This is a genomic window from Legionella beliardensis (genome assembly GCF_900452395.1).
GTDB lineage: Bacteria > Pseudomonadota > Gammaproteobacteria > Legionellales > Legionellaceae > Legionella_C > Legionella_C beliardensis.
The window spans coordinates 2,587,731-2,613,313 of the sequence record NZ_UGNV01000001.1 but is presented as its reverse complement, the minus strand read 5'-3'; the positions used below and the strand labels follow the sequence as shown (position 1 = coordinate 2,613,313).

The window sequence follows — 25,583 nt, the reverse complement described above, 5'->3', positions numbered from 1 at the left end:
TTAATCCTAATATAAAACTTAAGACTAAGTTAGGTCAGATGTTTAAAAAAAATTTTTTACATGATATTTTGAATATAGTTATCAAGGAAAGGTAATTCAGGAGATTGATACATGGCATTTATTCCCTATTTTATAATAGGACCGACATCAATCTTAAGTATTATTGGGCTTTTACGGGGACCTGACAAAACTGTACCTACACCAGCTGAAGATTGGAGAAAAGCTACTGTTGATTTACTTATACCTTCTTATAATGAAGAAAAAACCATTATCCTCTGTTTATCTTCTCTATCGCGACAGACTCTAAAACCAAGACAAATTTATATTGTTGATGATGCGAGTAAAGATCATACAGTAACTTATGCTCGGCTTTTTGCTGAATTTAAACACTTAGACATCAAAATTATTAAACGAGAACTTAACGAAGGCAAAACACCCAGCGTATATCATATATGTAATGAAAGTGATGCTGATGTCATTGCCTTGTTAGATGCAGATACCATACTTCGTTCTTCCAATTATTTAGAGCGAATAGTTGAGGAATTATATCAAGGTGTTGGAATAGCTAGTGCTTGTGGTATGGTTTTACCTCTAACAGAAGCAGATCGGAAGAGAGAATTTAAAGAAGGAGAGCTTGAAAAATTTTCCATGATGTACCCATACATCGATTATTCTCCAGACAAAACTTGGTTTCAACTTACTCAGCGCGCTATTACTAATTCTTATCGAGAGGAGCTTTATCTTTTTTTGCAGCGCAGTGTTTATAATGGGGAAATGGTATTTTTTGGTACCCTAATCTTTCCTATTGGATGTGCAGTGGTATATAGACGTCAATATTTGAAAAATATTTTTGACAAATATGTGCCTTTGTTTGGTTTTGATTTGACTACTTCAGAAGATATTTTTTTTGGATTTGCCTTTGCACAAGAAGGATATAAAAATACTCATTCTAGAGATGTCTATGCAATGACAGGTGAGCCAAGGATTCTAAAAATGCACAAACAAATATTTAAATGGTCATCTTCCTTTTTACAAAGCTGTTACTATTTTGATGATCTGTTTTTAACACCTTTCAGGAGCTTCAAAGCCTTTAAAAGAAGGCGGCAAGAAAAAAATGATCCAAATATTCAAAAAGCAAAAGAACGTAGAAGAATTCAGGAAGCTTATCGCCAACCTTTTGGGGAAAATTATACTAGAAATTTTGGACGCAATATAGGTTGGTTTATTTTTACAACGGCTATTGAAAAAATGTCCTTTCCAACGTTTATTGTTATTTTTGCCTTATTGCAGTTATGGGAACCCTTGTTGATAACTTTGGGCGCCGAAACTTTATTGTATTCAACAGTTATTGCAATAATGCATAAAAATAGACGATTAAGAAATTTTTTTAAAGCTATTCTATTCACTCCAATTCGCTATTTTCAGGTGCTGTTTGAACTAGTTGTGATCAGTAATTTAATACTTGATTTGTGGATTAGTAAAAATAGGAAGTGGCGAAAATAATGTGCATTAAAAAAATTTTTGGCGGAGCACTAATCCTATTCAATGTCATGATATTTGCTGCTGAGCAGAAAGAGACTATACCCGCTGGAGATTTGACTGAGTATCAGGGTAGGTTACAACGTACGGTATCTATATATCTAGCTGAATTATTAAATCAACCTAATAATGCTGATTTATGGTTTAAAGTAGCCAAAATTGAGTATGAATTGAAAAATTGGCCCTTGGCTATTAATGCCTTACAGCATGCGCTAGAAATACAACCACAAAATTCTGAAATACATAAATTTTTATCGCAAATTTATGCCGAATTAAATCAACCCAAAAAAGCTTTAGCTGAAATCAATGAGGCAGTTAAATATAATCCATCTAATTATGAATACCTGATGACGCAAGGTTTATTAGAAAATTGGAATAAAAACCCAGAGCAAGCGTTAGAAAGCTATCAGCGGGCATTATATTTAATCAAAGATAAAAAACCCGATTTGCAATTGCGTTTATTGCGTGAAATAGCCTCTTTGCAAAATCAGCTTCATAATCCCCAGGCTGCTATTACCATGTTGCAGCAAGCGATTGCACTTGCCCCTCAAAATGCGGCTTTGTATCGTGAACTTGCGCAATCATATGCTGGGGCCAATAATCCTCAGCAAGCTCTGGAAAGTATTAACAGCGCACTAAAAATAGAGCCTAATAATATCCAATTTTTGGAAGTGAAAGCTATGTATGCATCATGGCTTAAAGATTTTGCATTAGCAAAAGAAATTTATCAGAATATCTTAAAATCAGATCCAAAAAATATTGGCTTATGGCTTAAAGTAGCCAAGATTGAATATGAATTGAAAAATTGGTCTTTGGCTATTGAGGCCTTACAGCATGCGCTAGAAATACAACCACAAAATTCTGAAATACATAAATTTTTATCGCAAATTTATGCCGAATTAAATCAACCCAAAAAAGCTTTAGCTGAAATCAATGAGGCAGTTAAATATAATCCATCTAATTATGAATACCTGATGACGCAAGGTTTATTAGAAAATTGGAACAAAAACCCAGAGCAAGCGTTAGAAAGCTATCAGCGGGCATTGTATTTAATCAGAGGAAAGAACACCGATTTGCAATTGCGTTTATTGCGTGAAATAGCTTCTTTGCAAAATCAGCTTCATAATCCCCAGGCTGCTATTACCATGTTGCAGCAAGCCGTTGCACTTGCCCCTCAAAATGCGGCTTTGTATCGTGAACTTGCGCAATCATATGCTGGGGCCAATAATCCTCAGCAAGCTCTGGAAAGTATTAACAGCGCACTAAAAATAGAGCCTAATAATATCCAATTTTTGGAAGTGAAAGCTATGTATGCATCATGGCTTAAAGATTATGCATTAGCAAAAGAAGTTTATCAGAATATCTTAAAATTAGATCCAAGAAACAAGGTTGCTATAAACGGTATTGCTAATATAAATAATACAGTTTACTTACCGCCTATTAATATTGTTAAACCTAAAAGCCGTTATGATAGCCTGATTGATTTAGCCAACAATTATGCTGTAAAACGTCAATATAGTGCTGCTGCTCAGGTAATAAAACAAGCAATTCAGCTTAAACCAAGAAATGCTGCATTATATAAGCAGCTTGCAACTATTTATGCGACAGCAAAGGACGCTAAAAATGCATATCTGGCTATAACTGAAGCAGTACGATATGCGCCATTCAATATATCCTATTGGCGAGATAGGGCTAAAATTGCAGCATGGGCAGAAGAAAAAGCAGCAACACAAGAAAGTTATGAGCAAATTCTTAAGCTAAAGCCAAATGATGAAGACGCAATGCTTCAATTAGCGCATACTCTGGCCTGGCGAGGTTTTACTGATGAGGCAATAGAAAATTACAGGGCCTTACTTAGCTTATATCCGCAAAATAAAGAAGGATGGCTCCAATATGCTGAGGTATCGTCTTGGGTTGAAGGTTATCCCATATCATTTGATGCGCTCGCTCATTATCAAAGATTAGGAGGAGAGCCTAAAAAATATTTAGAAGTCAAAGCTAGACTACTTGCCTTAAGTGGTTATTATGAATCTTCACTGGCTATCAATGATTTGTTACTAACGACTAATCCAAATTCTACTTATCTCTTATCCACTGAAGTGACTGCCCTGTTAAAGGGCTTGCAAGTTAATCGTGCTGTAGCAACACTTGATAAAGCTCTGCAAATTGCTCCTACAGACCCTGCTTTACAAGGGCTCAAAAATATTGTTTTAACTCCCTTACGTAGCAACATTAATTTGGGTTTTAATTATACAGGAGCAACAGATACTACTAACATTTATCATATTCCAACATTAAATGTGCAATACTTTCTAAAACCTAGCACTAGTATACAGTTACAAGGTATTTATGAATATGCTACTGCAGATAAGGATAGTGGGTTAAATCCAATAAACGGAGGAACCTCGATTGGTGATGAGAGCTTAATGGTTGGTCTCTCACATCAATTTGCTTCTTTGTTCAATCTGACAGGGCTAGTAGGTGGATTAAATGTTGATGGTGAAGACCAGCATCTAATTTATGATATTTTATTCAACACCAATTTAGATGAGAGAACGGTGTTGACAGTTGAAAGTTTACGTAATCTTTATCGCCCATATCTTGTTCCTCAATCCCCACGTTTGATTTCGCTACAAATTATGGAAAACCGAATTGGCATGACCTTGCAATGGCAACCCTATATTCAAAAATATTTAAATATAGTGCTCTCACACTCCGATTTGAGTGACTATAATGGATATTGGCATTATAACATTTGGCCTAAGATGCGCGTATATTCTTCTCAGTATTGGCAGGTTAATTTAGGTATAAACGCGGATGATTGGAGATACAAGCGTAGAACGAACAGTGGTTATTTTTCTCCCCTACATTTCCAGGGCTATGAAGGAACCATTGAGTTATATCATGGTTTTACAGAAAATATTGGTATGAGCTTATCTGGAGGATTTGGCATGCAGAAAGATGAAACATTTCCTCGTTTCTTTTATGAAGAAGATTTAGCTGCGCAATTATTTCTAGGTATTTTTACCGATTGGCAATTGAAAATTAGCGGCGCTTACACACTTAGAGAAAATCCAATTGGAGCATATCAGTCCTGGTATAGCGGTTTAATTATCACTCGCAGATTATGACTATGTAATATGGAGAATAATTATGGATAGCTTTTCATATGACACTTATAAACGCTTGATTAAAGATCTTATGAAAGTAATGCCATTAATTGATTTTGCAGACGTTCAAGACCATGATGAACGTTTTTTTTTACTTCGTCATGATGTGGAGTTTTCTATAGAAAAAGCTTTTGCAATGGCGAAGCTTGAGCATGAAAAAATGGGTATTAGCTCGAGCTATTTTTTTCAAATTCGTAATGATAGTTATAACCCGCTCTCTTATCGCAGCAAAGAATTGATCCAAAATATTCATGCCATGGGGCATAAGATTGGTCTCCATGTTAACACAGGTAGTCAAAAAGATTTTAGCCAGATAACATCATCTGTTAAACAGGATGTGGAATTGTTACAAAATGGTCTTGGGATCGCAATCGATCGTTTTTCTTGGCACCGGCCTAGTCATGAATTGTTAAAAAAAAATATAAAAATTAAAGGACTTATTAATACTTATGATAAACGTTTTTTCCATTTTTATGGTAACAAACCTCAAGATATATTAAAGATTTATTATTACTCTGACTCAGAGCATATCTGGAAATATGGGGATCCTCTTAATATTTTGCATAAACCAGTAAAAAAAATGCAATTATTAATTCATCCTTATTCTTGGTCTAAGCAAGGGTACGATAATGAAACTAATTTTAAAACGATTATTGCTGAGAAATATCATCTAATGAGGCAAGCCATGAACAGTGAGTGTCATCATTTTCCCCAAGAATTTCTGCCCAAAAATGTCTGTCTATGTAATATAAAAACACAGGATAATTAGAGACATGAGTCACTATCGTGTATGTTTTTTTGGAGTGAAAGAAACTACTCGATTGATAGTAGAGTATCTGCATGCGCACAAGGTTCATATTGATCTTATTATTAGTATTGATGAATCAGTGTTATTAAAAAATCATGTGGCAGACTATTGCTCTCTTGCAGAAACTGCAAAACGCATTGGTGCTGACTTTTACTGCGTAAAAGATTATAGTTTGAAACGATTAAATGATGAATTCTTTGCAAAACATACGTTCGGCGTAGGTATTGTATATGGTTGGCAGCGGCTTATACCGTCGTCAATTATTAGTAAATTTCAGTATGGAATTTTTGGATTTCATGCTAGCCCAGAAGCATTGCCTGGCGGAAGAGGGCGCTCCCCACTTAATTGGGGAATTATTCTTGGTAAAAAGAAGCTGTATAACCATTGCTTCAAATACGTGACGGAAGCCGATGCTGGTGAAATTTATTCGGTAAAAGTATTTTCTATTACCTCGCATGACACAATTATGACGGTATTGTACAAATCGTTGCTAACTGCTCGAGAAGAAATTATCAAGCTATTGCAAGATATTAAATTAGGGCCATTAAAGTTGCAGCCACAAAATGGTAAGCCTTGGTTTTTTCCTAAGCGAACCCCTGAAGATGGTTTAATAGATTTTACTAAAGACAAGACAAATACAATTATTAATCTAGTGCGAGGCGTTAGCCGCCCATTTCCTGGTGCTTTTTGTTACACATATGATGGAAAACTTATAATCTGGGAAGCCTGGGAATTTGATAGATTAATTGACTTTTCAGCTTGGCAACCAGGCCAGGTAGTTGATGTATTATATGAGATGCCAGTAGTCCGTACTATTGACGGCAGTATTGTTATTCGAGAAAGTGAAGGGCCTATTCTAAAATCAAGAGATTTACTGCTTGCAAAACAGCCTCCTTTGCCTTAATTACCACTCAATACTAAGAGCTTTACGTTTCGCCTGAATTAAATCAAGCAAGGTATCTTGCAAATTCCAACGAAATTTGTATTGGGTAAAGTGGTAAAATTTTTTCAGATCAGGACGTCGGTGCATAATATCTTCATATTCCTGACCATATGCTTCTTTATAGGGCACTAAACGTATGTCAGAACCGCTGTTAGATAAAGTTATAATCATTTTTGCTATTTGATTAATGGTTACGCACTGATCTTGTCCGACATTTAATACTTCACCGGCACAATTTTCATTGCATGCAATCAAATCAAGTGCTGCTACAGTATCTCTCACGTCACAAAAACTACGAGTTTGTTCTCCCGTACCGTAGACTGTAATCGGCTCATCTTTTATAGCTTGCTCAATAAACCTAGGAACCACCATTCCATATATACCATTTTGACGTGGGCCTATGGTATTAAATAATCGCAATACTGTAACTTTCATATTTTTAGCACGAGCATAGGCAAGTGAGAAAATTTCATCTGTGAATTTGCTAGTAGCATAGACCCACTTACTGTGAGCGGCAGATTTAAAAGGTAATAAATCATCCTCTTTTAGAAACTGATGATGAGTAGGACCATAAATTTCTGAACTAGATGCAACTAGCACTCTTGCATTGAAATTATATTGACTAATGATTCGCAGAATACGCTCACAACCTGTAATATTGGTAATTAATGTTTCTATAGGATGGGCTAGCAAATGATACATACCAACCATAGCTGCCATGTGATAAATTCGATCAGCCTTACGAATGAACTCGATTAGCTTTTCAGAATTGAGTATATCACTTTCGTCAAAGTGAAATTTTTGATTAGACATAAAGGATTTAATATTATCAAGCGATCCAGTGCTGAGATTATCTATCACGTAGACTGTATCGCCCCTGCTCAAATGAAACTCTACAATGTGGGATCCTATAAATCCTGCACCACCAGTGATCAATACATTCATATAATTTCCTTTTTGGTAAGCGTTAATTACAAGGATCTAACCCAAGCCATTGGACAATATTCATAAACCAGATCTCGTTATTATGAGATACGCTACAATCGATCACCCTAGGTTTATTTTTATAATAGACTAACCGGTAAGATGCTGGAATGCTTTTAAGATAAGGGACCCAATGTTGAGGAACTGGAGGAGTCACAGGTTTTTTAACTAATGCTATTAAGCCTTGTTCGCTAGTTGGATAAAATCCATTATCCAATTTATAAAAATTAAGTGCGTTTTCAATCGCAAGCAACTTGGCATCTTTAACATCATCTACTAGGGCAGGTTCTATAGTCTGCTTGGACTGTATCATTTGTTGCTGCTCTTTGGTAATAGGCGAGGAAGCCTCAGAGAACCATTTATGGTACAGTTTGTAGCCAGGCAAAGCGAAAATAACTATAAAAAAAATGAATATTATAATAACTAAAAGTATTTCTATCATAGTAAATCCTTTTTCATGATAAAAAATATTACGTAATGGGGCGTGAACCCAATATTCCCAGCTCCGTATACTCATAGAATATCCTTTCTGTGTTTATATGGCAGCAAATATCACTTTAATTTACAAATTCCAGTATACAATATTGGGATAATTTTTAGCTTCATTAGCAAATATATTAGGGATATCCATAATGATTACTTTCTCACTAAATTTTGCTGCAAACCCCTCCATACTAGCCTGACAATATAGATGGTGTGCATTAATGATAATAGCAATATCAATATCATTCATTTGATCAAATTCTATTAGATCAAAATGGTATTTTTTGCTGACCATACTGGGATCAGCAAATGGATCATTCACCTTGAAGTGAAACCCATATTTTTTCATTTCCTTGATTAATTTTAATGCTATGCTATTACGAAAATCAGGCGTGTTTTCCTTATACGTAATACCAAATATACCTATTGTGCACTCTTTGAGCCCGAGATTATGAGTTACCATTAAGTTTAGTAGCTCATAACGTATAAAATGTGTGATATTATCATTAATCTTGCGAGCAGTTTGGATTAAATCATAGTTTATCCCTTCTTGCTTAGCTTTGAATGCAAGATAAAGCGGATCTACAGCAATACAATGTCCGCCTACAAAACCTGGCTTAAAAGATAAAAAGTTCCATTTAGTTTTTGCGGCTTCCAAAACCTCATACATATTAATGTCTAAGGCATGCATAAATTCAGTAAATTCATTCATTATTGCGATATTAATATCACGCTGAACATTTTCGAGAATTTTTACAGCTTCAGCTGTTTTGATGTTTGAGACTGGATATAGCTCGTCACAGCAAGCACTATAGACTTCCTTTATGATTGACAATGCATGTTCATTTTGTCCGGCAATAACTTTAGGCACGGTTTGTAGTGTATGTACCTTATCGTTAGGATTGATGCGCTCAGGAGAATAACCCACATGAAAGTCTTCACCAGATTTCATATGGCTAATCTTTTCTATCAGCGGAATTAAATCTTCATCAACTGTTCCAGGATATACAGTAGATTCAAATATGATTAGATCACCTTTTTTAATAAATTGTGACAAATCACGAGTTGCCTTAAGCAGGGGCTCAAGATTAGGAATTAGATAATAATAGGCAGGTGTGGAGACAGTAACTATATATACTGTAGCATCGGCAATATCCTGAATATCGGTGGTATAAGTCATTAAACTTTTAGCTAAGCGTGCATCACTAACAAGGTTATTTCTGTCATGGCCAGCCCGAAGCTCCTGAATCCGCTGCTCAAGTATATCATACCCGATGATCCGATATTTTTTGCTTAGTGAAACTGCAAGCTCAAGTCCCACATATCCTAATCCTACTATCGCTATTGTTTTCATTCCATTGTCCTGACTAAACCCTTAACAGTAACTTTACTAAACTTCGTTGATAAATGAGATAATTTAAGGGTAATAAAATAGATACCTACGCCATAATTTTATCCTAGCAAACAATAGAAGCTTTGTGCCACTAGTAGAGTTTAAATATTAGCGATTTGTGGCTAACCTAAAAGCACTTGTTTTATAAAGAATAATATGAAGTGCGCTACATTATCAATTTTATCATTAATCAATTTGTTATCTGCACTAACCCTAATTATTTTATGGATCTTGTTTAGATTTAAATACGTTTATGCTAGTGACATGCAGGATAAGATCAAAATTTAACGTTCTCTTAATAAAAGTGATTTATAATGTAACAAGAATTAAAGTTTTTAGTCAGATTAATTATGCGTACGCCTAGTGAAAGATCTCCAAGACAATCCATCTCAGAAGTAACAAATCCAAATAATGAGGATGCAGACAGTCAATTTTCTCAAGTTATAAGTATACCTCCTGCGCCTATTAAAGTAATTGAACGTTCCATACAGCCGCTAGCCGCAAAAGCTTTAAAATTTGCTTATGATGACTACCTTTCTCAACCATATAAAGAAACAAACACAAAGGGCACCGTAAGTAATCATTGGTCCTGGCACCCAATTATGGTCAAAAAGGGTAATAAATTTCATTTTTATCAAACGCTAAAGTCTTTTTATGAAGATGGGCATACGAAGGATACCTTAGCGGTCTATCGTCCTAATCACGGTTTATGCCACACAGCAAAAACGATGGTTTTAGTTAATGATGTTGTTGAGTTTAATAAGGCTCATGCTTCGGATCCTGTTAAACAATATATTAATCAGCAAATTAATACGCCGGAAAAAAAGCAAAAATTTATTACTAAATTACAAATAGCAATGGCCTTTTATGTATCGGGTCGAGAAGGTGAGGAAGGTTGGGAAAAGGATCTAGATAGGCCATACCATAAATATAGAAAAAGCTCGGCTAAAAACTTTAAAAAATATATAAGAGATAATGAACTTATTCCAAATTTATTCTCTAGTGAAGAAGAAGTTAAAATTTACGCAGAGCATTTAACACATTCCTATATAGATGACGGCTTTGATATTGAAGCGCCAGAGAATGCTGAAGCTGCTGCAATAAAAGCTATACTTTACGGCGCTCATTGCGCAGATCTTTCAAGGTTATGGTCACCTAGTAAAATTAATAAAGATACCCTTTGGGACTTATTTAGGGCGGTTCCTGCTGATAAAGTTGACAGCTGCAAAAAGCATCCCAAAGCCAACTTAGAAATAATACATCAAGCGAAAGCCATTTTTCATAAAGCTGCGCTAATGGGTATCCAAATGGGGGATTCAGTTATATCTGTATGTAATGAGCAAGGAGATTTTGTTTATTATGAAAACAGAGTACAACCTTTAGCTCCCTCTCACCCTGAATATGCAGGTAATTTCCCTAGAACAAATCCTGAGTTGTTTTTGCAATTTTCAACTAGCCCTCAAAAGTGTGTAAATTTAATTGGCAATAATATAACTCTAATAAAACAAACTGAAGCTGAGGTAGAAAAACAAGAGCTAGGTATTCCTATTCCTTTAACTGCAAATAACAAGGCTTTTGACAAAGCTGCTGCAAGTGTCGTGTTAGCTATTGGTGGTGCGATATTGGGTGGCGTATTGGGTACACTTATTCCTATCCCAGGTGTAGGTACCGCTATGGGTATAGCTTTAGGCGCTGCAATTGGTGGTGTCGGGGTAGCCTCATTAGGATTAACTGGGGTAGGTTCATATGAATGGCTATATAAGAAAAATAATTCTGTAATAGGTAAAGTACTTACTATGGTGGGTAGTGTAGGCTCAGGCGCTACGGCGGGCGCGATCGTGGGAGCAATATTGGGAACATTTATCCCTATTCCAGGCTTAGGTACCATTATAGGCGCTGGTATTGGTGCTGCTGTTGGCGCTACTGCTACCTTACTTATTATTGGTTTAGTGAAGGGTATTAAGGCATGTCTGAGGCAAACTCCCACTGTAGACTCTTCCTCCATTCCATTTCTTCTACCTCTGGATAATCTTCAGGGTATAGACGACCCTAATCAGAAACTAAGGGCAATGTTGGGGGGCCTTGGCGCTGAATTTTCGTCGCAAGATGAGGAAAGTAAAAAATTAATTGCAACAGATACGGAAGAGGATGATGTGGGAGTGGATTTTGTAAATACAGACACTGCAGAAAATTCTGAAATTGAAGAGGTAACTGTTAATTTTCCTATAAATACTCAAATTGATGCTGAAGTACAAGAAAAAAATGACTCTGTCGCAGAATTAATCTAGACAGAGCATGCAAAATGATGAGTGAGTATAGGGTCGCCCATCTAATGTTTAATTTTAGCTAGTTACAGAGTATAGATCATTTATTTATTGCAAGGCACCTGCTATTCCTTCATGGCTAGCCAGACTAAATGTTCTGCTTGATCATATTCTTTTAAAATTAATTTAAGGCCATTTTCTTTCAGCGCTTTTTCATACGCATCTGGGTGGAGGCTATAAAAATTTAGTTCTTGCTTTAACATTTCGGAGGTGCGTAGATGGCAGTCTGTATCGCCCGTGGTAAATTCAAGGAAACCGCCTTTTTTTAACCACGATGCGAAACGAGAAATCATCAGTGCATGATCTTTTTTAGGTACATGAAAAAGAGCCCACCATTCTATAATGCCATCAAATTGTTGCTTAATTTCAACTGTTCGCATATCGCCATAAATGATTTCCATTGTGGGGCAATTTTTTTTGGCAAATTTTAAAAGTTTTTCGGAGGAATCAAGGCCGGTTACCTTATAGTCTTGATAAATTAAATAGGAGGAAACCGGAGTCCCAGAGCCGCATCCAACATCAAGTATATGAGCTCTAGGTCTTAAGTAGGATGTGAATAAATCGATGTATTTTTGTTCGGTTTGAAATGAATTTCTAATGTCTGCAAACTTCGATGCAATTAGATCGTAACTTTTACCTTCATCATCTGTCATAATCATTTACAAATTTTTAATATTATTAATAAGTTATTTATCTTTCATTCAATTATATGGCACTTAGAATAATTTCACTAATTGTTTTAGTAATTTTTACTAACATTTATGTCATTTAAACTCATCGTGCCAAGAAGATTAATATAATTAAGCCACAAAGCCTAGGGTAAACGACTAACTAAGAAAGTTAGTCAGTTCCTCCAGGATTTAATTCGGGGTTTTTGCAAGTCGCATTGAGCTGAGCTTTTGTCCATGAATCAGGTTCACTACCTGTTGGGCTAGCTGTAAATAAAAAATCACCTGGCTTACCAATACTTCCTACTTCTAAATTGATATTTGTCCAATCTGTTGGTGCTATATCACCCACGCAATGTGACATTCCTTCCAAGAAACTATTGGGAGCAAAAGCTTGTGCATGAACGCCTGAGTCTGAATTCATAGGCGCCGACTCTATTGCTACAGAACGACCTGGAGCATGAGCAAAAAGGCCAATTTGAGTGTTTTTTGAGCAATTTGGAACGGGTACCTTTAATGTACCTGAGTCTGGAAATTTTCCATAGTATAAGAGTTGTCCACCAACTACTTCTTGTAGTTCAGGGTTTGAGACATCCGTTATGACTATCGTCCAGTTTTTAAAATTGTTCCATTTATTATTAAAAGTTAAATTAAAAGTACATGCATCGGCAAAAACTGAAGAAGTACCTAATAGACACGAAGCCAGTATTAATTTTTTCATAAATACACCCATTAAAAAGCTCTATTAAAGCACATTATGAATTTATAATTTACATATTTCAAGTAATATTTTTAAGAAATAGCTTAATATCGCTCCTTATTTAGGTAATCCCAATAGGCTAAATTCTATCCAATTTTATGCCTAACCCCATCTTATGGCTCAGTGGCTATAAGCACGTTATCTGTTTTTGTTTGGTAAAAAAATAAGGTAATTGCACCTAAAACGAATAAAAAGATAAAGCCTACAATTAACGGTTTTGGTGAGCTGGTATAGAATGAACTAACGACTGAGATAAAACATGCCGTAAACAGCAATCTAAAGCTTGTTACCAGACTCGCTGTAACGCCTTTAATATCGGGTAAGACTTCCATACTTTCAGTAAAAAAAGGTCCTATCAGCCAACCTGCTCCGAAAGAGTAAATGAGCATGGCGCTATGAAATAATTGATATTGGCTTGGCCATACTAGGCTTAAAATAATAAAGCTTATCCCGCCAAAGCCTAATAAGCTCATCCCATATCGTTTCATGCGATTAACCCCGACTTGTTTGATCATGCGATTAGCAGTTAAGCTAGCACAAAGAAAAGCAATTAGCGCAGTCGCCTGATAAAAGGGAAAGATAGCTTTGCTTACACCAAAGTCATTGACTAATAAAAGGGCTGAATAAGAAATATAACTTAAATAACCGGCAAAGATACTGCTAACCAATATAGTAGGTGCCCAAAAACGAAAACAGCGCATAGCACGCGCAAAGTCAGAAAGGATCCCTTTTAAATCAAATGGCGTGCGTTGCTTGGCTGGCAAGGATTCATCTAATTGCCAAAAACAAATAAACAACGAGATTAAAGATAATCCCGCTATTACCGTGAAATTAGAACGAAAACCATAATGAAGGTTTAAATAGCCGCCAATTAAAGGTGCTGCGGCCATAATTACGGGTATAATACCATTTAAATTATTGATAGCCTTCGTTGCTTCTTCATGATGAAATTTATCAAAAATAATCGCTGTGCCAATTGTAAAACAACCGCCACAACCAAGCCCTTGTAATAGACGAAAAATTAGCATGGTATGGATGCTATCACTATACACAGTTCCCAAACTACCTAGCGTAAAAATTGACATTGCGGTGATTAACAAACGTTTACGCCCATAAGATTCCGATAAGGGGCCATATAAGGGGCCAGACAAACAAATACCAATAAAATTCCAACTTAACAAGCTCTGAATCATGGCTTCAGTGGTGGCAAAATAACGCATCATGTCTGGCATTGCTGGCAAGTAGATGTCTGTTTCAATACACGCCACAATAAAGACCATAAGGATTAGAAATATCGTACGATGTTTATCATGCGGGGTAGGTTTATCACTCATCGTATTCATCCTGTTATGTGCTAGGCGAGTATTATTTACGCTTATAATCCTGACTTGCTTGGTTCTCAGGTGGCCAGTTATCTAAGTGGGCAATATTATCATCATATAGATAGTTTTCAAGGCATCCTAAGCTCACTTATGATAAGTTAAGTTTGTAAATTTGCGTTCAGTCATTATGCTCATATTGGCTTAAATCATTGAACTTCATGTAGATTTTTATACCACTCTAGCTTAAAATGCACTAGCTAACATTGATGTTTAATGAGAATTATTGTGACAATACAAGATAACAATGAACAAAAAGATTTGGTTTGGTACATAGGCTCATGTCACTGCGGTGGCGTAAAATTTGAAGCGGCAGCCACTCGCAACTTACTGATTACTGAATGTAATTGTGGTATTTGTTATAAATCGGGGCATCAAGAGCTTATGGTTCCTGAAGCGCGCTTTAAATTACATAGCGGCCAGGAATATTTAAAACCCTATCGATTCGGTGACTGCATTGCTGATCATACTTTTTGTGTTGTTTGCGGCATCATGCCGTTTTATCGTCCTAAATCACATCCTGTAGGTTATTTTAGTGTGAATGCACGCTGCCTAGATTTAAGTCCTGCCAAAGATATTGAATACGTGCAATTTGATGGCAAGAACTGGGCTCAAAGCATTGCCAAAGGCGAGCATCGCATAACAGAATAAGGTGCACTAAGCGCACCTTTCGTTATTTTCTTCCAGAAATACAATAATTTAATTTACCACCCACTGTTGCATATTCGCCTTCTTCAATTCCTTGGAGAGCGCGATTATTTTGGCGATCTAGTGCTTTATCCCAATAAACTTCAAATTTCTCAGGCTCACCGCCACCGGCTAAGTAAAATCGTTTCGTCTCCTTTTTATTCCAAATCCAGAATAGATTTTTAGACCATTGTTTTAATTCTTCGATAATGGCTTGTTCTTCTTCTGTCTTATAGTCTGGCTTAACCATTTTAACTCGGTCATTCATGTAAGCTTTGATGTCTTTTAAGCTATGTTTTACAAAAAAACCAGGCAGCTGATCGCCTATAGAAATATATCCCTCACCTAATTTAAATTTACCGCGTTCACACAATAGTTGGAAACGTGCAATATCAATAATATCATCAACTGGGTTTTCTAAATCCAGCGTACTTAAACATAAGCTCCGAGCAATGTTATTGGGTTCTACCGTTACTAATAAGCCGCCTGGTTTTAATACTCTAATCATTTCACTCAAAACATGATCAACGTTGGCCACATGAATTAATAAGGTTTGGCACGTGACCATGTCAAAGGTATTATCCTCAAATGGAATGTTATTAGCATCACCTTGTTGATACGAGTAACGCTCAGATAACCCATAATCGTAAGCCCGCTCGGTAGCATCTTTAACCCAGTCTGGTTCTCTGTCAATCCCAGCTAGCGTTGCCGTTTCAGGTAAAATTTCATTAAGCATAAAACCCCAATGACCTACACCACAGCCGACATCTAAAACACGTTGCACATTTGATAAATCCCAGCGCTGGCCCATTAGCTTGAGAAAATCATTGTTCCACCAAAAATTTCTAGTTCTACCAAAGTAGTCTGCCGAGTGTTTAGCTCTCATATTATTTCCTTACATCGTTCTTGAATTAGGGTTAACTGGTGTAAAAACTGTTGCTCTAAAGCACAAGCTTCTGCTTTAGTTGGCGCATAAACTAGATATTCCATTAGTCTAAGGCATGCCATGTCTTCATTTAAAATAATGATGCCGCTATGACGAAATAATTGTTTTAATTTCTCAGCAAGTAAGATTACTTGCTTAAAATCTGCAATTGGAACACGATTGCGGGTAATTAAGGTAGTCTCATCAAGAAAACGTTTACCAAGAATTTTTTGACAAACGTGCGCTAAATGAGAGCAGCCACCTAAACGGCCATTGACTTCAGTAAATAAAATTTGGTTATCTTCGCAGACGATAGCATCAAAATTGATGCGGCCAACAAAACCTAATTGTCCTGTGGTTCTAGCAAGCTGATTGCAATGATTTAAAAATGATGGCGCGACGTTCGCTTTATAAGGTATTTCAAAACCAACCCAGTTGGCTATGCCATTACCTCTTTTATCGCCTGAACCTTCCATGCGCACAATGCCGTAACTTAGCATCTCAAAGCTTGAGTCTGATTTTATATTGTATTCAGCATACAAGGTGTTTTGATTGGTGACGTATTCTTCAATAACCAATTGATGGTTACCATGCGCATCCGATAACATGTCCCAAAGTTGCTTGGCCATATTCAATGTAAAATCTTTTGATGTGTCGATAAATATAATGTCTCGAATACCAGCAAACGGCCCATTTTTATCAATGGACACTAGAATGTTGCCATCGCCACTCGCGTTCATATTTTGTTTGATAATAAGTTTAGCTGTCTGGCTAAGCAGCAATTTTGCCTGTTGATACAGTTCATGCACATTGCGACAAACAGCGCCTTTTGCAATGGGCACATCATGCGCATAAATTGCTCTAAAAGCCGCTTTTTGATTTAAAAGATCAGCACCACTTTGTGTTAGGAAGGTGGGGCAGTGATGCGCTTCATTTTGCAAAACATCAGCGAGCGTTTGTATGGAAGAGGTATAAAAGTAGGGGAATAGTTGCCAGTTATTGGTATGTTGGGTGGCAGTTTTAAGTTGCGATAACATGCGTTCGCTCAACAAAACTTCACTGGTAATTATTTTTGGTTCTAGCGGATCTTGTGAAGTATAGATAAAATTCTTCTGGCTTAATTGCGTGCGCATGATGTTGTTAACATAACTAATCAGCTCGTTGGAAACTGGTGATGGTAAAATAATCAAATCCTCATTTTCTACAAACCAAGTTAGTCTGCGGGCTTCTACTGCAGCTGTCCGCCGCACCGCAAGTGAGTTCTTGCTCACGTCTCCTACCATGGCATCACTAAAACCATTTCCGATAATTATTTTTGGCATATTTACTTTTCTTCTACTGTAGGTTGAATCACTAATTTTTTTAATAATCGGTAGTGCCATTTGAGGTAAGATTTTTCTCGATACCAGATATAATTTTTTTCTTTCTCGCAAATATCTTTTAGGACATAAGGTAATGCGCCTGGATGAATATGATGCTCAGCATGAAAATTACCATTCCACATAAAAAAACGGACTAAGCGATTAGTAAAAACAGAACGAGCTAGGGAATAATAACCCTTAATAGGCTTACAGCCATTGTGTTCAGGAATGGCAAAAAACATGATGCCGCTGTAAGCAAATAACAAAGGCAGCCAGTAAGCAAACAGCATATGTTGCGGATAAAAGCAGGTTAAACTTAATAAAATTAAGAGAAAAATAAGTAATATTAAACTATCATAATATGCTTCTGACTTTTGCTTTTGGGTATTGATATAATAAGGGTATTGCTGGCCTAACACGGCGAAACTACTGGCTATTTTCTTTTTAGCTAAGCGCAGCCCCGATAAGGCGACAAGATATTGGCTTAGCGTTTTAAAATCAGCATTATTCTCAGTATCTTTATCGGTACCTACATATTGGTGATGAAAAAGATGGTGCCATTTAAAAACGGTAAAGTTAACTAATAATAAGCTCGCCGCAACTCTTCCTACGCTATAGTTTAACCACCTATGGCCAGCAAATTTTTGGTGTAAGCATTCGTGAGCTAAATTAATCATTCCTGAGAGCACAAAGCCTATCAGTACGCTAAAAAGTAATTTTAACCAAAGTGGGCCTAATGCATTTTGTTGATAGATTAAGCTTGCAAGGATTAGCTGAATTAGGGTTAGGCGTACTATTCCTTGCAAATTATTATGCGTTTTGGCAAACACTGTTTTTTGCTGATTCATCCTAATATCCTAGCAAGTTGCAATTTTTAAAGACCAGTTTAGGTGAGTATCAATTGCGTCAAGTGCTGTTGTAATAAATAGCTGTTTGTCTGCAGGTTTGACAATGTAATTTATCATTTCCTTAGTCATAGTGACGTGATACGCTTCAGCACAATCATCGCCGCCAACATGAATTCTAAAGTATTTGAGCTGATTGGGATTAACAGTAAATTGCTTGCCGATACTATGCCATAACGAATCAATGATGACATGGGCATGGTATTCAAAAGCAACCATATGAGCACAACGGATAACTGGATTTAAGTTGCTAAACCCTTTAATTAATTTATTTAAATAACTTTTTGTTGGTTCAGCAAAATTAGGTTTTATTTGCTCGCCTGTGATTTGGAAAATATCCTCTCTGAGCATATTGGCATGAAACCATTTTTTGGTTTCTAAAATTTTAGCTAAACCTGGTTTACCAAAAAACTCCAAAACATTCGCTCCTCCGGTTTCATCCCAACAAAGGAAATGGCCAACCACGGATAAAATTTCATGGGCTGCTGAAACATCTTCATTACTATCAATTAGGTTTTGAATAAGAGGCAATTGTGAACCTGCTTGAATGTAAGGAAAAGCGATAGAAAGGGCTAAGAAATGCGGAAATAAGTTTATAATACTTTCCTGAGACTTTATTTTTTTAAATGGATGATGACTTAATGATTCATCGGCTTTACTAGTGAAAATGTCATAAATGTCTATGATATTAGTCAGCTGTACTTGCTCTTCTTGTTCTTGTATCGCATACGTCATGTATTACATCCTAAGTTAAACTAAAAAACTGTATATTTCCTACTTTTTTCTATTTCCTCGTTTTCATCAATCGATGAATCGACTTGCTGAATAAGATTATCTCTTTGTGAGGAAGTCATTGGTATCATCCAACCAATATGAGCGCCGCCAGTAGCAACACTGACGATAGAGCTTTTATTACTTGCCCGAATTAGCATGCCAGAATTTTGGTTATTAATTAAAAATAAACCAAGAACAACTTTGCACGCTGTTAAATTAAATGAATCATCAAGAGGTAAATCAATTGTGTTGCATTGAACTAATTTTTGAAAAGTCCAATGGGTTAGATCAGCTATTTTTTCTTGCAACGTACTTAGTTCGTGCTCCCTACCCATTAGAACGCCGTGTCCGCCGTAAGCTCTATTTTTTTTAAATACCAGATTGTCTTTTTCTTTTAGTACTTGCTCAATATTTTCGTAAGTTAGATAACCTGTGTAAGGAACAAACTTAGTAATAGTTTTTAATTCCTTCTCAGTTAATAATTCATGAAATTGTGGATTGTGGAAAATGGCGAACCATTTTTTATTACTGCGAATTTCCGAGGCAAAGGAGTTTACCATGGTCGCGCCACTGGCAAAGATGTTACGAAAGAGCGCTTGGCAGTTCACATCTTCATACATAGCTAAACGATAGACTAAGGTTTTGGCGCCTTTTTCTGGTGTTAATAACGCTTCGGGAAAATCGCCCTCATGCGCTAAGATGACTTTTTTATCTTTGATTGTTTGGCAGACTGTGTCGTAGAGGGCGCGCACGGTGCCGGTACCTTCTTCTAAATATTGTTTCATAGAGAAGATAACCACATGCTCTAAATTTTTTTCTCCTACTTTTTGCTGAAGGTAGTCAGCTACTGCTTGTCTTGGTGATTCATCAAGATCATAGTCAATGCCTAAAGCCAACATATTTTTTTTATAACAATCCCTTAATTTTAAGCCACCAATACAGGATTCTGCGTTAATTTCACAAAATTGATAACCACCTTCATTAGGTAAAACGTCAAATCTGGCAATCATATTTTCACCAGAACTTAATTCATGCCAATCAATCAAGGGTAAGATTTCTTGGGGTAAATCAAAGTAGTCTAACATCTCCTCTTTAGAAAACCTGTGTATGAGTACGTCTAAGATCTTTTTTTGCACAGCCATTAAGGTTTTGGTAGCAGCACTTAGTTCATCAAAATCGGTTTTGTCAAACACTAAGGGAGCTGGGATAAGATGAAAGCGAGATTCGTATTGGGCAATGAATCTCTGCATGGCTTGCAAAGCTTCTTGTTGTTTTAGTGTTTGTTTATTTGCAGTAACTTTTTTAATCCAGGGATGATTAAAAAGGGAGAGTTTCATCGTTTATCCTTAAATCTGTGTTTTCCAATTGTTTATACAGTTTCCATCCAAGGAAATTTAACTGCACTTAAGTTAAAAATCAAGCAGATTTAAAGGAATAATAAAAAATATAATCTATGACACTTTAGCCTACTTAATCTAATCTGCTTGGCGTAAAGCGAGAACAGGTAGTCAAGAAACTTGCAGTGTTTTCTAAAAAAAATTAGATTAAGGACACAGTAGATTGTTGTTTTTTGGCTTTATTTAAATGAAAAAAACGAATGCAACCCACTTTATCCTTTCTGGTCATCTCTCATTAGATGAGTGTCGATTTGTTAACCCACCTGTGTATCGCGGCTCAACTGTCTTGTTTAAAGATTATGATGAGATGCATGAAGGGAAGACTAAACATATTTATGGTCGATGGAGTACGCCAACGTCAGATATTTTTTGTGAAGCTTTAGCTGAGCTTGAGCAGGGTTTAGCAGCGATTGTGACTTGTTCAGGATTAGCAGCAATTACGACATGTATTTTGGCACTAGTGAATCACGATAATCATATTATTATTAACCAAACTTGCTATCCTTCATTAATGCGTTTTTTAAATGAGTTTAAAAATAAAATTAATTTAGAGATTGATATCATTTCGGCTCAAGAATTAGCATGCATTGATAACTATCTAAAGCCAAATACTAAGTTTGTCTATTTAGATATTCCCGGCACCTTTTGCTATGAGATACCTGACGTTGCTTTGGTAAAAAAACAAATTGGCTCTATTCCTTTAATTGTTGATAACACATGGGCGACACCTTATTTTTTTAATCCATTAACATTAGGTGCAGATATTGTTATTCATAGTACGTCTAAATACATTGCTGGTCACTCAGATTCTATTATGGGCAGTATCGTTTTTAAGGATGAAAACTTATACGATAACGTTTTAAATACGAGTCGGCTGTTAGGCCAATATGCTGGCGCAGATGATTTAGCAATAGCTTATCGTGGTTTAAAAACGCTACCAGTAAGAATGAATCAGCATTATCAACATGCGTTGCATGCCGCTGATTGGTTAACACAACAGTCGCAAGTGGAAGCTGTTTTTTATCCGCCATTACCAGCAAGTCATAATCACGCTTTATGGCAAAAACAATTTCATGGCGGCAGTGGCTTGTTATGTTTTTTACTTAAAGATGATAAAAAGGTTAGTCAATTATTAAATCAATTGCAGTTATTTCGTTTAGGATTTGGCTGGGGCGGTTATGAATCACTGGCAACAAGCATGATTGTTACCCAAGGTCCTTGGCAGGACCGGCAACTGATACGATTAAATATTGGCTTAGAAGACAAAGCAGATATCATGAGGGATTTGCAAACCGCATTATCCATGTAGTTAGCTTGCTATCCTATGAGCAAGCTATTACAAAATACCAAATCAAATTGTATTGCGCCTTGGTGAGCGTGTTTGATATTCATCTTTTAAATGATGAATAACTTCAGCAATCGGTTTAGCCCCAACAAGCGTGTTAGCTGCTCTCACACTTAAAGTACCCTCAGCTACTTCTTTATCACCCACGACAATAATGTAATTAATTTGTTTAAGCTGCGCTTTACGTACTTTCTTATTAATTGATTCATTATCAAAATCTACTTCAGCCCTCAAACCAGCTTGTATAAATTGGTTTAATACCTGCTGAGCATAGTCATGGTGAATTTCTGCAATTGGTAATATTGTGACTTGAATAGGCGCTAACCAAAGAGGAAATTTACCTGCGTAATGCTCAATAAGAATGCCAAAAAACCGCTCTATGGAGCCATAAACAACCCGATGAATCATCACTGGACGCTGTTTTTCGCCATGAGCATCAATGTAATGTAAGTCAAATCGTTCTGGTAAATTTAAATCTAATTGAATAGTCCCACATTGCCAAGTTCTGCCGATGGCATCTCTAATATGAATATCAATCTTAGGCCCATAGAAAGCGCCATCGCCTTCATTAAGGCGATACGTGTAACCACAGCGATTTAATGATTCGATTAAACCATCTGTTGCTAATTGCCATTGTTCATCCGTTCCAATGGATTGCTCTGGCCGCGTTGATAATTCTAAATGATAATCAAGTCCAAATAATTGATACATCGAGGTTGCTAACGATAAAACCTTGTGAATTTCATCAGCGATGTCCGTAGGTTTCATAAAAATATGCGCATCATCTTGATGAAAGCAACGAACCCGAAATAGCCCTGATAAGGCGCCACTAAATTCATGACGATGTACGACACCTACTTCAGCAATACGCAAGGGAAGTTGCCGATAGGAATACATGTCTTCTTTATAAAACAACATACCGCCCGGGCAATTCATAGGTTTTAGTACACTTGCTTTTTCATCAACCACACTAAGGTACATATTTTCGCGGTAAAAATCCCAGTGGCCCGAGGTTTCCCATAATTCATGTGACATCAGTATGGGTGTTTTAATTTGCTTATAGCCCTCTTTATCATGTTGTTCCTGCCAATAGCGCATCAGTTCATTCCAAATAATCATGCCTTTGGGATGAATGAAGGGCATGCCTGGGCCTTCTTTATGAAAAGAAAAGAGGCCAAGCTGTTTACCAATAACACGATGATCACGCTTTGCTGCTTCTTCTAAAAAATGTAAATGAGACTTTAATAATTTTTTATCTGGAAAAGAGATGCCATAAATGCGCGTTAACTGCGGATTATTTTTATTACCGCGCCAATAAGCACCAGAAGTTTTCATAAGCTTAAATGCTTGAATTACGCCCATGTGGGGAATATGTGGGCCTCGACATAAATCAATAAAGTCGCCCTGAGAATAAGCGCTTAAGCCTTCATCTAAATTTTCAATCATTTCTATTTTAAATGGATTATGGCTAAATGCTTTTTTCGCTTCTTCTTTATTAGAGTATTCAATGCGTTTAGGTTCAATGCGTTCTTGCACAATTTTTTGAATTTCAGCTTCAATTTTGGGAAAATCATCCGCAGAAACTGACAAATCAGCAAAGTCATAATAAAAACCAGATTCAATAGCAGGCCCTATGGTTGGTTTAGCTTCTGGATACAGACGTGCTATCGCTTGCGCAAGTAAATGCGCTGAAGAATGCCAGAATATTTCTTTTCCTTCACGGTCATCAAAAGTCAGTACTTCAACTTTATCCCCCGCTTGCAGTTTAACATTAAGATCTTTAAAGAGGCCATTTACTTTAAGTGCTAGCGCCTGGCTATTCAGTGATTTTTTTATTTGGCGTACTAAGTCAAGCCCATTAGATTCAGCTTCTAGTTCGATGACGCTGCCATCGATTAAATTTATTTGCATAGATTTCTCTTTTACATCATGTAGGTTATTGAACGTCTTGCATAAGAAGGTTACGTTAACAACAAGGATAAGCTATATCAGAATGTGCAAAGTTATAACATATCTAAACTTTGAACTTCAATGGTAATTATAATACCTATCTAAAATTAAGCGATTATAAGGTAATTGCTAATACCGATTAGAGCTAGCCGCCCATAGCTGTCAGGCTAAGCAAATAGTTCTCTTAGCACCACAGAAAATACTATGTTTAGAGTACTTACAGTCTCGCAGCAGAGGTAAGTTTGGGCCCTTTTTGGAACGTGGTTGTGCATGGATGCACAACATCGAGCCGCATGGATGGTTTCGGCGCTTCCAAAAAGGGCCCAAATTTATCTCTGCCTGCCTCAATCTTGACTCTTGGACGCTTAGCCTGATGGCCATGAGCTAGCCGCCCGTACTCATAATTTGTTCCTTTCCCGTTAAATGTGTCAAAATAATGGATTGCACATCGATTGCTGGTAACGGTGTATTAGGAATTAGATCTTTTTGTTGGCTGATAATAAGTGGTGCTTGGCTGTTTTTATCTGGGTAACGGCCGTGAGACCCTTTGATTAAGGTTGCATCTAAAGGAATGACATCCAGTAAATAGCGAAACCCTAGTTTTTTCTTAAGTAATTTTAACCCAACTTTAAGTTTAATGGCTTTAATATTGGGATCAACTACTAATTCCACCGGATCGTAACCAGGTTTGCGGTGAATATCGACTGTACGAGCAAAGTCAGGTGCTTTTGCATCATCTAACCAGTAGTAGTAAGTAAACCAAGATTGACTATCTGCTACGGCAACTAATTCACCAGCACGTGCATGATTAAGATGGTGGGTGGCTTTTTCTGCCTTACCATAAACGTGTTCAATACCTGGTATAGATTCAAGTAAGGTGCGCACTGCTGAGATTTTATTTTTGTCATTTATATAAATATGCGCCAGTTGGTGATCTGCCACTGCAAAAGCGCTACTGGCACCTGCATCTAAAAGTTCGCCTCCTTGTTCTTCTCGAAGTTGAAGATATCCATGCTCGCGCAATATTTTATTCAGATGAATTGGATGATTAACTTCGGTAATGCCATACTCAGACAAGACTATTACTTGCGCTTGTTTAGATTCGTAAAATGAAATCAAATCGGCACACACGTTATCAATTTCTTGTAATTCTTTGGCAACCTTAGGATGGTAAGGGCCTACGCGTTGTAACTCATAATCTAAATGCGGCAGGTAAATAAGAGTTAGGGTAGCTGGCGTTCTTTCTTCCACAAACATCGCGGCTTTTGCAATCCATAAGGATGAGTGAATAGACGTTTTAGGCCCCCAGAAGTCAAATAAGGGAAATGTTCCTAGTTTAGTTTGCAATTGCTCCCTTAACTCAGCGGGTTTTGTGTAGCAATCAGAAAATTTGCGCCCATCAGCGGCATAAATTGGTCTGGGAGTGGCTGTAAAATCAGCCGTTGAATACATGTTGTACCACCAAAACATCGTTGAGCAGACAAAGGATGGGTCTAATTTTTTCGCGATATCCCAGATCTTGGGCGCAGACACTAATTTATTGGATTGCCGCCAAAACTTAATCTCACATTCGTCGCGAAAATACCAGCCGTTGCCAACGATGCCATGCTCTGCCGGCCACCTGCCAGTTAGATAACAACTTTGCACAGAGCAAGTCACAGCTGGTAAACATGGGTTAATATAAGCTACTTTGCCTTTTGCTAACCATTGCGATAAAAAAGGCGTGTTTTTCCCTATTAATTCATGCGTTAAACCTACTACGTTGATTACCACAGTCTTTTTCATCAT

The 25,583-nt window shown here is 36.8% G+C and carries 20 protein-coding genes; 7 read left to right on the top strand and 13 right to left on the bottom strand.

Features of this window, described 5'->3' with window-relative positions; all coding sequences use genetic code 11:
• Positions 1 to 111 precede the first annotated feature (111 nt).
• Genes DYE47_RS11475 through DYE47_RS11460 form a run of 4 tightly spaced genes read left to right on the top strand, consistent with a single transcriptional unit; the run spans position 112 to position 6,421 of the window.
• Complete coding sequence (locus tag DYE47_RS11475; protein WP_115303417.1) at positions 112 to 1,503, top strand: glycosyltransferase family 2 protein; 1,392 nt, start codon at positions 112 to 114, stop codon at positions 1,501 to 1,503.
• Positions 1,503 to 4,670 (top strand): tetratricopeptide repeat protein, encoded by a 3,168-nt coding sequence (locus DYE47_RS11470; RefSeq protein ID WP_242604194.1) that lies wholly within the window; start codon positions 1,503 to 1,505, stop codon positions 4,668 to 4,670. Before DYE47_RS11475 ends, DYE47_RS11470 begins: the two co-directional genes overlap by 1 nt.
• Before the next feature lie 22 nt (positions 4,671 to 4,692).
• The gene (locus DYE47_RS11465) at positions 4,693 to 5,478 is read left to right on the top strand and encodes a polysaccharide deacetylase family protein (protein WP_115303416.1); all 786 of its coding nucleotides are present in this window, start codon (positions 4,693 to 4,695) and stop codon (positions 5,476 to 5,478) included.
• 4 nt (positions 5,479 to 5,482) lie between these two features.
• A complete protein-coding gene (locus DYE47_RS11460) occupies positions 5,483 to 6,421 on the top strand; it encodes a methionyl-tRNA formyltransferase (RefSeq protein WP_115303415.1) in 939 nt (312 codons plus the stop codon).
• On the opposite strand, the gene DYE47_RS11455 is transcribed toward DYE47_RS11460, so the two are convergent.
• Genes DYE47_RS11455 through DYE47_RS11445 form a run of 3 tightly spaced genes read right to left on the bottom strand, consistent with a single transcriptional unit; the run spans position 6,422 to position 9,281 of the window.
• Positions 6,422 to 7,405 carry an NAD-dependent epimerase/dehydratase family protein gene (locus tag DYE47_RS11455; protein WP_115303414.1) on the bottom strand — a complete coding sequence of 328 codons (984 nt, stop codon included), beginning with the start codon at positions 7,403 to 7,405 and terminating at the stop codon, positions 6,422 to 6,424.
• 22 nt (positions 7,406 to 7,427) lie between these two features.
• The gene (locus DYE47_RS16500) at positions 7,428 to 7,961 is read right to left on the bottom strand and encodes a type II secretion system protein GspG (protein WP_115303413.1); all 534 of its coding nucleotides are present in this window, start codon (positions 7,959 to 7,961) and stop codon (positions 7,428 to 7,430) included.
• A gap of 45 nt (positions 7,962 to 8,006) precedes the next feature.
• On the bottom strand, positions 8,007 to 9,281 hold the full coding sequence (locus DYE47_RS11445) for a nucleotide sugar dehydrogenase (protein ID WP_115303412.1): 1,275 nt from the start codon (positions 9,279 to 9,281) through the stop codon (positions 8,007 to 8,009).
• 389 nt (positions 9,282 to 9,670) lie between these two features.
• Here DYE47_RS11445 and DYE47_RS11440 point away from each other — a divergent pair, with 389 nt between their 5' ends.
• Entirely contained in the window at positions 9,671 to 11,608 is a 1,938-nt protein-coding gene (locus tag DYE47_RS11440; protein WP_115303411.1) for a SidE phosphodiesterase domain-containing protein, read from the top strand.
• Positions 11,609 to 11,709: 101 nt separating this feature from the next.
• Here the strand turns inward: DYE47_RS11440 and DYE47_RS11435 are convergent, their stop codons facing one another.
• The 3 genes from DYE47_RS11435 to DYE47_RS11425 form a co-directional block, all read right to left on the bottom strand.
• Positions 11,710 to 12,297, bottom strand: coding sequence for a class I SAM-dependent methyltransferase (locus DYE47_RS11435; RefSeq protein ID WP_160149895.1), 588 nt, complete (start codon positions 12,295 to 12,297; stop codon positions 11,710 to 11,712).
• A gap of 187 nt (positions 12,298 to 12,484) precedes the next feature.
• Complete coding sequence (locus DYE47_RS11430; protein WP_115303409.1) at positions 12,485 to 13,033, bottom strand: hypothetical protein; 549 nt, start codon at positions 13,031 to 13,033, stop codon at positions 12,485 to 12,487.
• Between the two features lie 152 nt (positions 13,034 to 13,185).
• Entirely contained in the window at positions 13,186 to 14,406 is a 1,221-nt protein-coding gene (locus DYE47_RS11425) for a multidrug effflux MFS transporter (RefSeq protein ID WP_160149894.1), read from the bottom strand.
• Between the two features lie 273 nt (positions 14,407 to 14,679).
• Here DYE47_RS11425 and DYE47_RS11420 point away from each other — a divergent pair, with 273 nt between their 5' ends.
• A complete protein-coding gene (locus tag DYE47_RS11420; protein ID WP_207385181.1) occupies positions 14,680 to 15,102 on the top strand; it encodes a GFA family protein in 423 nt (140 codons plus the stop codon).
• A gap of 22 nt (positions 15,103 to 15,124) precedes the next feature.
• Here DYE47_RS11420 and DYE47_RS11415 read toward each other — a convergent pair whose 3' ends face one another.
• From DYE47_RS11415 to DYE47_RS11395, 5 genes are read right to left on the bottom strand one after another with little or no spacing between them, the layout of a single operon-like run.
• Positions 15,125 to 16,024 (bottom strand): class I SAM-dependent methyltransferase, encoded by a 900-nt coding sequence (locus DYE47_RS11415; RefSeq protein WP_115303406.1) that lies wholly within the window; start codon positions 16,022 to 16,024, stop codon positions 15,125 to 15,127.
• Positions 16,021 to 17,385: a preATP grasp domain-containing protein gene (locus tag DYE47_RS11410; protein ID WP_115303405.1), complete on the bottom strand. Its 1,365-nt coding sequence runs from the start codon at positions 17,383 to 17,385 to the stop codon at positions 16,021 to 16,023. The genes DYE47_RS11415 and DYE47_RS11410 overlap by 4 nt, the downstream gene beginning before the upstream one ends.
• 2 nt (positions 17,386 to 17,387) lie before the next feature.
• The gene (locus tag DYE47_RS11405; RefSeq protein ID WP_115303404.1) at positions 17,388 to 18,272 is read right to left on the bottom strand and encodes a fatty acid desaturase family protein; all 885 of its coding nucleotides are present in this window, start codon (positions 18,270 to 18,272) and stop codon (positions 17,388 to 17,390) included.
• Between the two features lie 9 nt (positions 18,273 to 18,281).
• Positions 18,282 to 19,064 carry a hypothetical protein gene (locus DYE47_RS11400; RefSeq protein WP_115303403.1) on the bottom strand — a complete coding sequence of 261 codons (783 nt, stop codon included), beginning with the start codon at positions 19,062 to 19,064 and terminating at the stop codon, positions 18,282 to 18,284.
• 20 nt (positions 19,065 to 19,084) lie between these two features.
• Complete coding sequence (locus DYE47_RS11395; RefSeq protein ID WP_115303402.1) at positions 19,085 to 20,440, bottom strand: glutathionylspermidine synthase family protein; 1,356 nt, start codon at positions 20,438 to 20,440, stop codon at positions 19,085 to 19,087.
• 247 nt (positions 20,441 to 20,687) lie between these two features.
• On the opposite strand from DYE47_RS11395, the gene DYE47_RS11390 reads away from it, so the two are divergent.
• Positions 20,688 to 21,809 (top strand): trans-sulfuration enzyme family protein, encoded by a 1,122-nt coding sequence (locus tag DYE47_RS11390; protein WP_115303401.1) that lies wholly within the window; start codon positions 20,688 to 20,690, stop codon positions 21,807 to 21,809.
• A gap of 42 nt (positions 21,810 to 21,851) precedes the next feature.
• On the opposite strand, the gene thrS is transcribed toward DYE47_RS11390, so the two are convergent.
• Together thrS and DYE47_RS11380 are read right to left on the bottom strand one after the other, a co-directional pair.
• Positions 21,852 to 23,756: a threonine--tRNA ligase gene (thrS, locus tag DYE47_RS11385; protein ID WP_115303400.1), complete on the bottom strand. Its 1,905-nt coding sequence runs from the start codon at positions 23,754 to 23,756 to the stop codon at positions 21,852 to 21,854.
• 423 nt (positions 23,757 to 24,179) lie between these two features.
• On the bottom strand, positions 24,180 to 25,583 hold the full coding sequence (locus DYE47_RS11380) for an alkaline phosphatase family protein (RefSeq protein WP_207385182.1): 1,404 nt from the start codon (positions 25,581 to 25,583) through the stop codon (positions 24,180 to 24,182).

What these genes read in the sequence shown, in the direction of transcription:
- DYE47_RS11475 (WP_115303417.1), top strand. Translation starts at nt 112, where the DNA reads ATGGCATTTATTCCCTATTTTATAATAGGACCGACATCAATCTTAAGT.
- DYE47_RS11470 (WP_242604194.1), top strand. Translation starts at nt 1,503, where the DNA reads ATGTGCATTAAAAAAATTTTTGGCGGAGCACTAATCCTATTCAATGTC.
- DYE47_RS11465 (WP_115303416.1), top strand. Translation starts at nt 4,693, where the DNA reads ATGGATAGCTTTTCATATGACACTTATAAACGCTTGATTAAAGATCTT.
- DYE47_RS11460 (WP_115303415.1), top strand. Translation starts at nt 5,483, where the DNA reads ATGAGTCACTATCGTGTATGTTTTTTTGGAGTGAAAGAAACTACTCGA.
- DYE47_RS11455 (WP_115303414.1), bottom strand. Translation starts at nt 7,405, where the DNA reads ATGAATGTATTGATCACTGGTGGTGCAGGATTTATAGGATCCCACATT.
- DYE47_RS16500 (WP_115303413.1), bottom strand. Translation starts at nt 7,961, where the DNA reads ATGAGTATACGGAGCTGGGAATATTGGGTTCACGCCCCATTACGTAAT.
- DYE47_RS11445 (WP_115303412.1), bottom strand. Translation starts at nt 9,281, where the DNA reads ATGAAAACAATAGCGATAGTAGGATTAGGATATGTGGGACTTGAGCTT.
- DYE47_RS11440 (WP_115303411.1), top strand. Translation starts at nt 9,671, where the DNA reads ATGCGTACGCCTAGTGAAAGATCTCCAAGACAATCCATCTCAGAAGTA.
- DYE47_RS11435 (WP_160149895.1), bottom strand. Translation starts at nt 12,297, where the DNA reads ATGACAGATGATGAAGGTAAAAGTTACGATCTAATTGCATCGAAGTTT.
- DYE47_RS11430 (WP_115303409.1), bottom strand. Translation starts at nt 13,033, where the DNA reads ATGAAAAAATTAATACTGGCTTCGTGTCTATTAGGTACTTCTTCAGTT.
- DYE47_RS11425 (WP_160149894.1), bottom strand. Translation starts at nt 14,406, where the DNA reads ATGAGTGATAAACCTACCCCGCATGATAAACATCGTACGATATTTCTA.
- DYE47_RS11415 (WP_115303406.1), bottom strand. Translation starts at nt 16,024, where the DNA reads ATGAGAGCTAAACACTCGGCAGACTACTTTGGTAGAACTAGAAATTTT.
- DYE47_RS11410 (WP_115303405.1), bottom strand. Translation starts at nt 17,385, where the DNA reads ATGCCAAAAATAATTATCGGAAATGGTTTTAGTGATGCCATGGTAGGA.
- DYE47_RS11405 (WP_115303404.1), bottom strand. Translation starts at nt 18,272, where the DNA reads ATGAATCAGCAAAAAACAGTGTTTGCCAAAACGCATAATAATTTGCAA.
- DYE47_RS11400 (WP_115303403.1), bottom strand. Translation starts at nt 19,064, where the DNA reads ATGACGTATGCGATACAAGAACAAGAAGAGCAAGTACAGCTGACTAAT.
- DYE47_RS11395 (WP_115303402.1), bottom strand. Translation starts at nt 20,440, where the DNA reads ATGAAACTCTCCCTTTTTAATCATCCCTGGATTAAAAAAGTTACTGCA.
- DYE47_RS11390 (WP_115303401.1), top strand. Translation starts at nt 20,688, where the DNA reads ATGAAAAAAACGAATGCAACCCACTTTATCCTTTCTGGTCATCTCTCA.
- thrS (WP_115303400.1), bottom strand. Translation starts at nt 23,756, where the DNA reads ATGCAAATAAATTTAATCGATGGCAGCGTCATCGAACTAGAAGCTGAA.
- DYE47_RS11380 (WP_207385182.1), bottom strand. Translation starts at nt 25,583, where the DNA reads ATGATGAAAAAGACTGTGGTAATCAACGTAGTAGGTTTAACGCATGAA.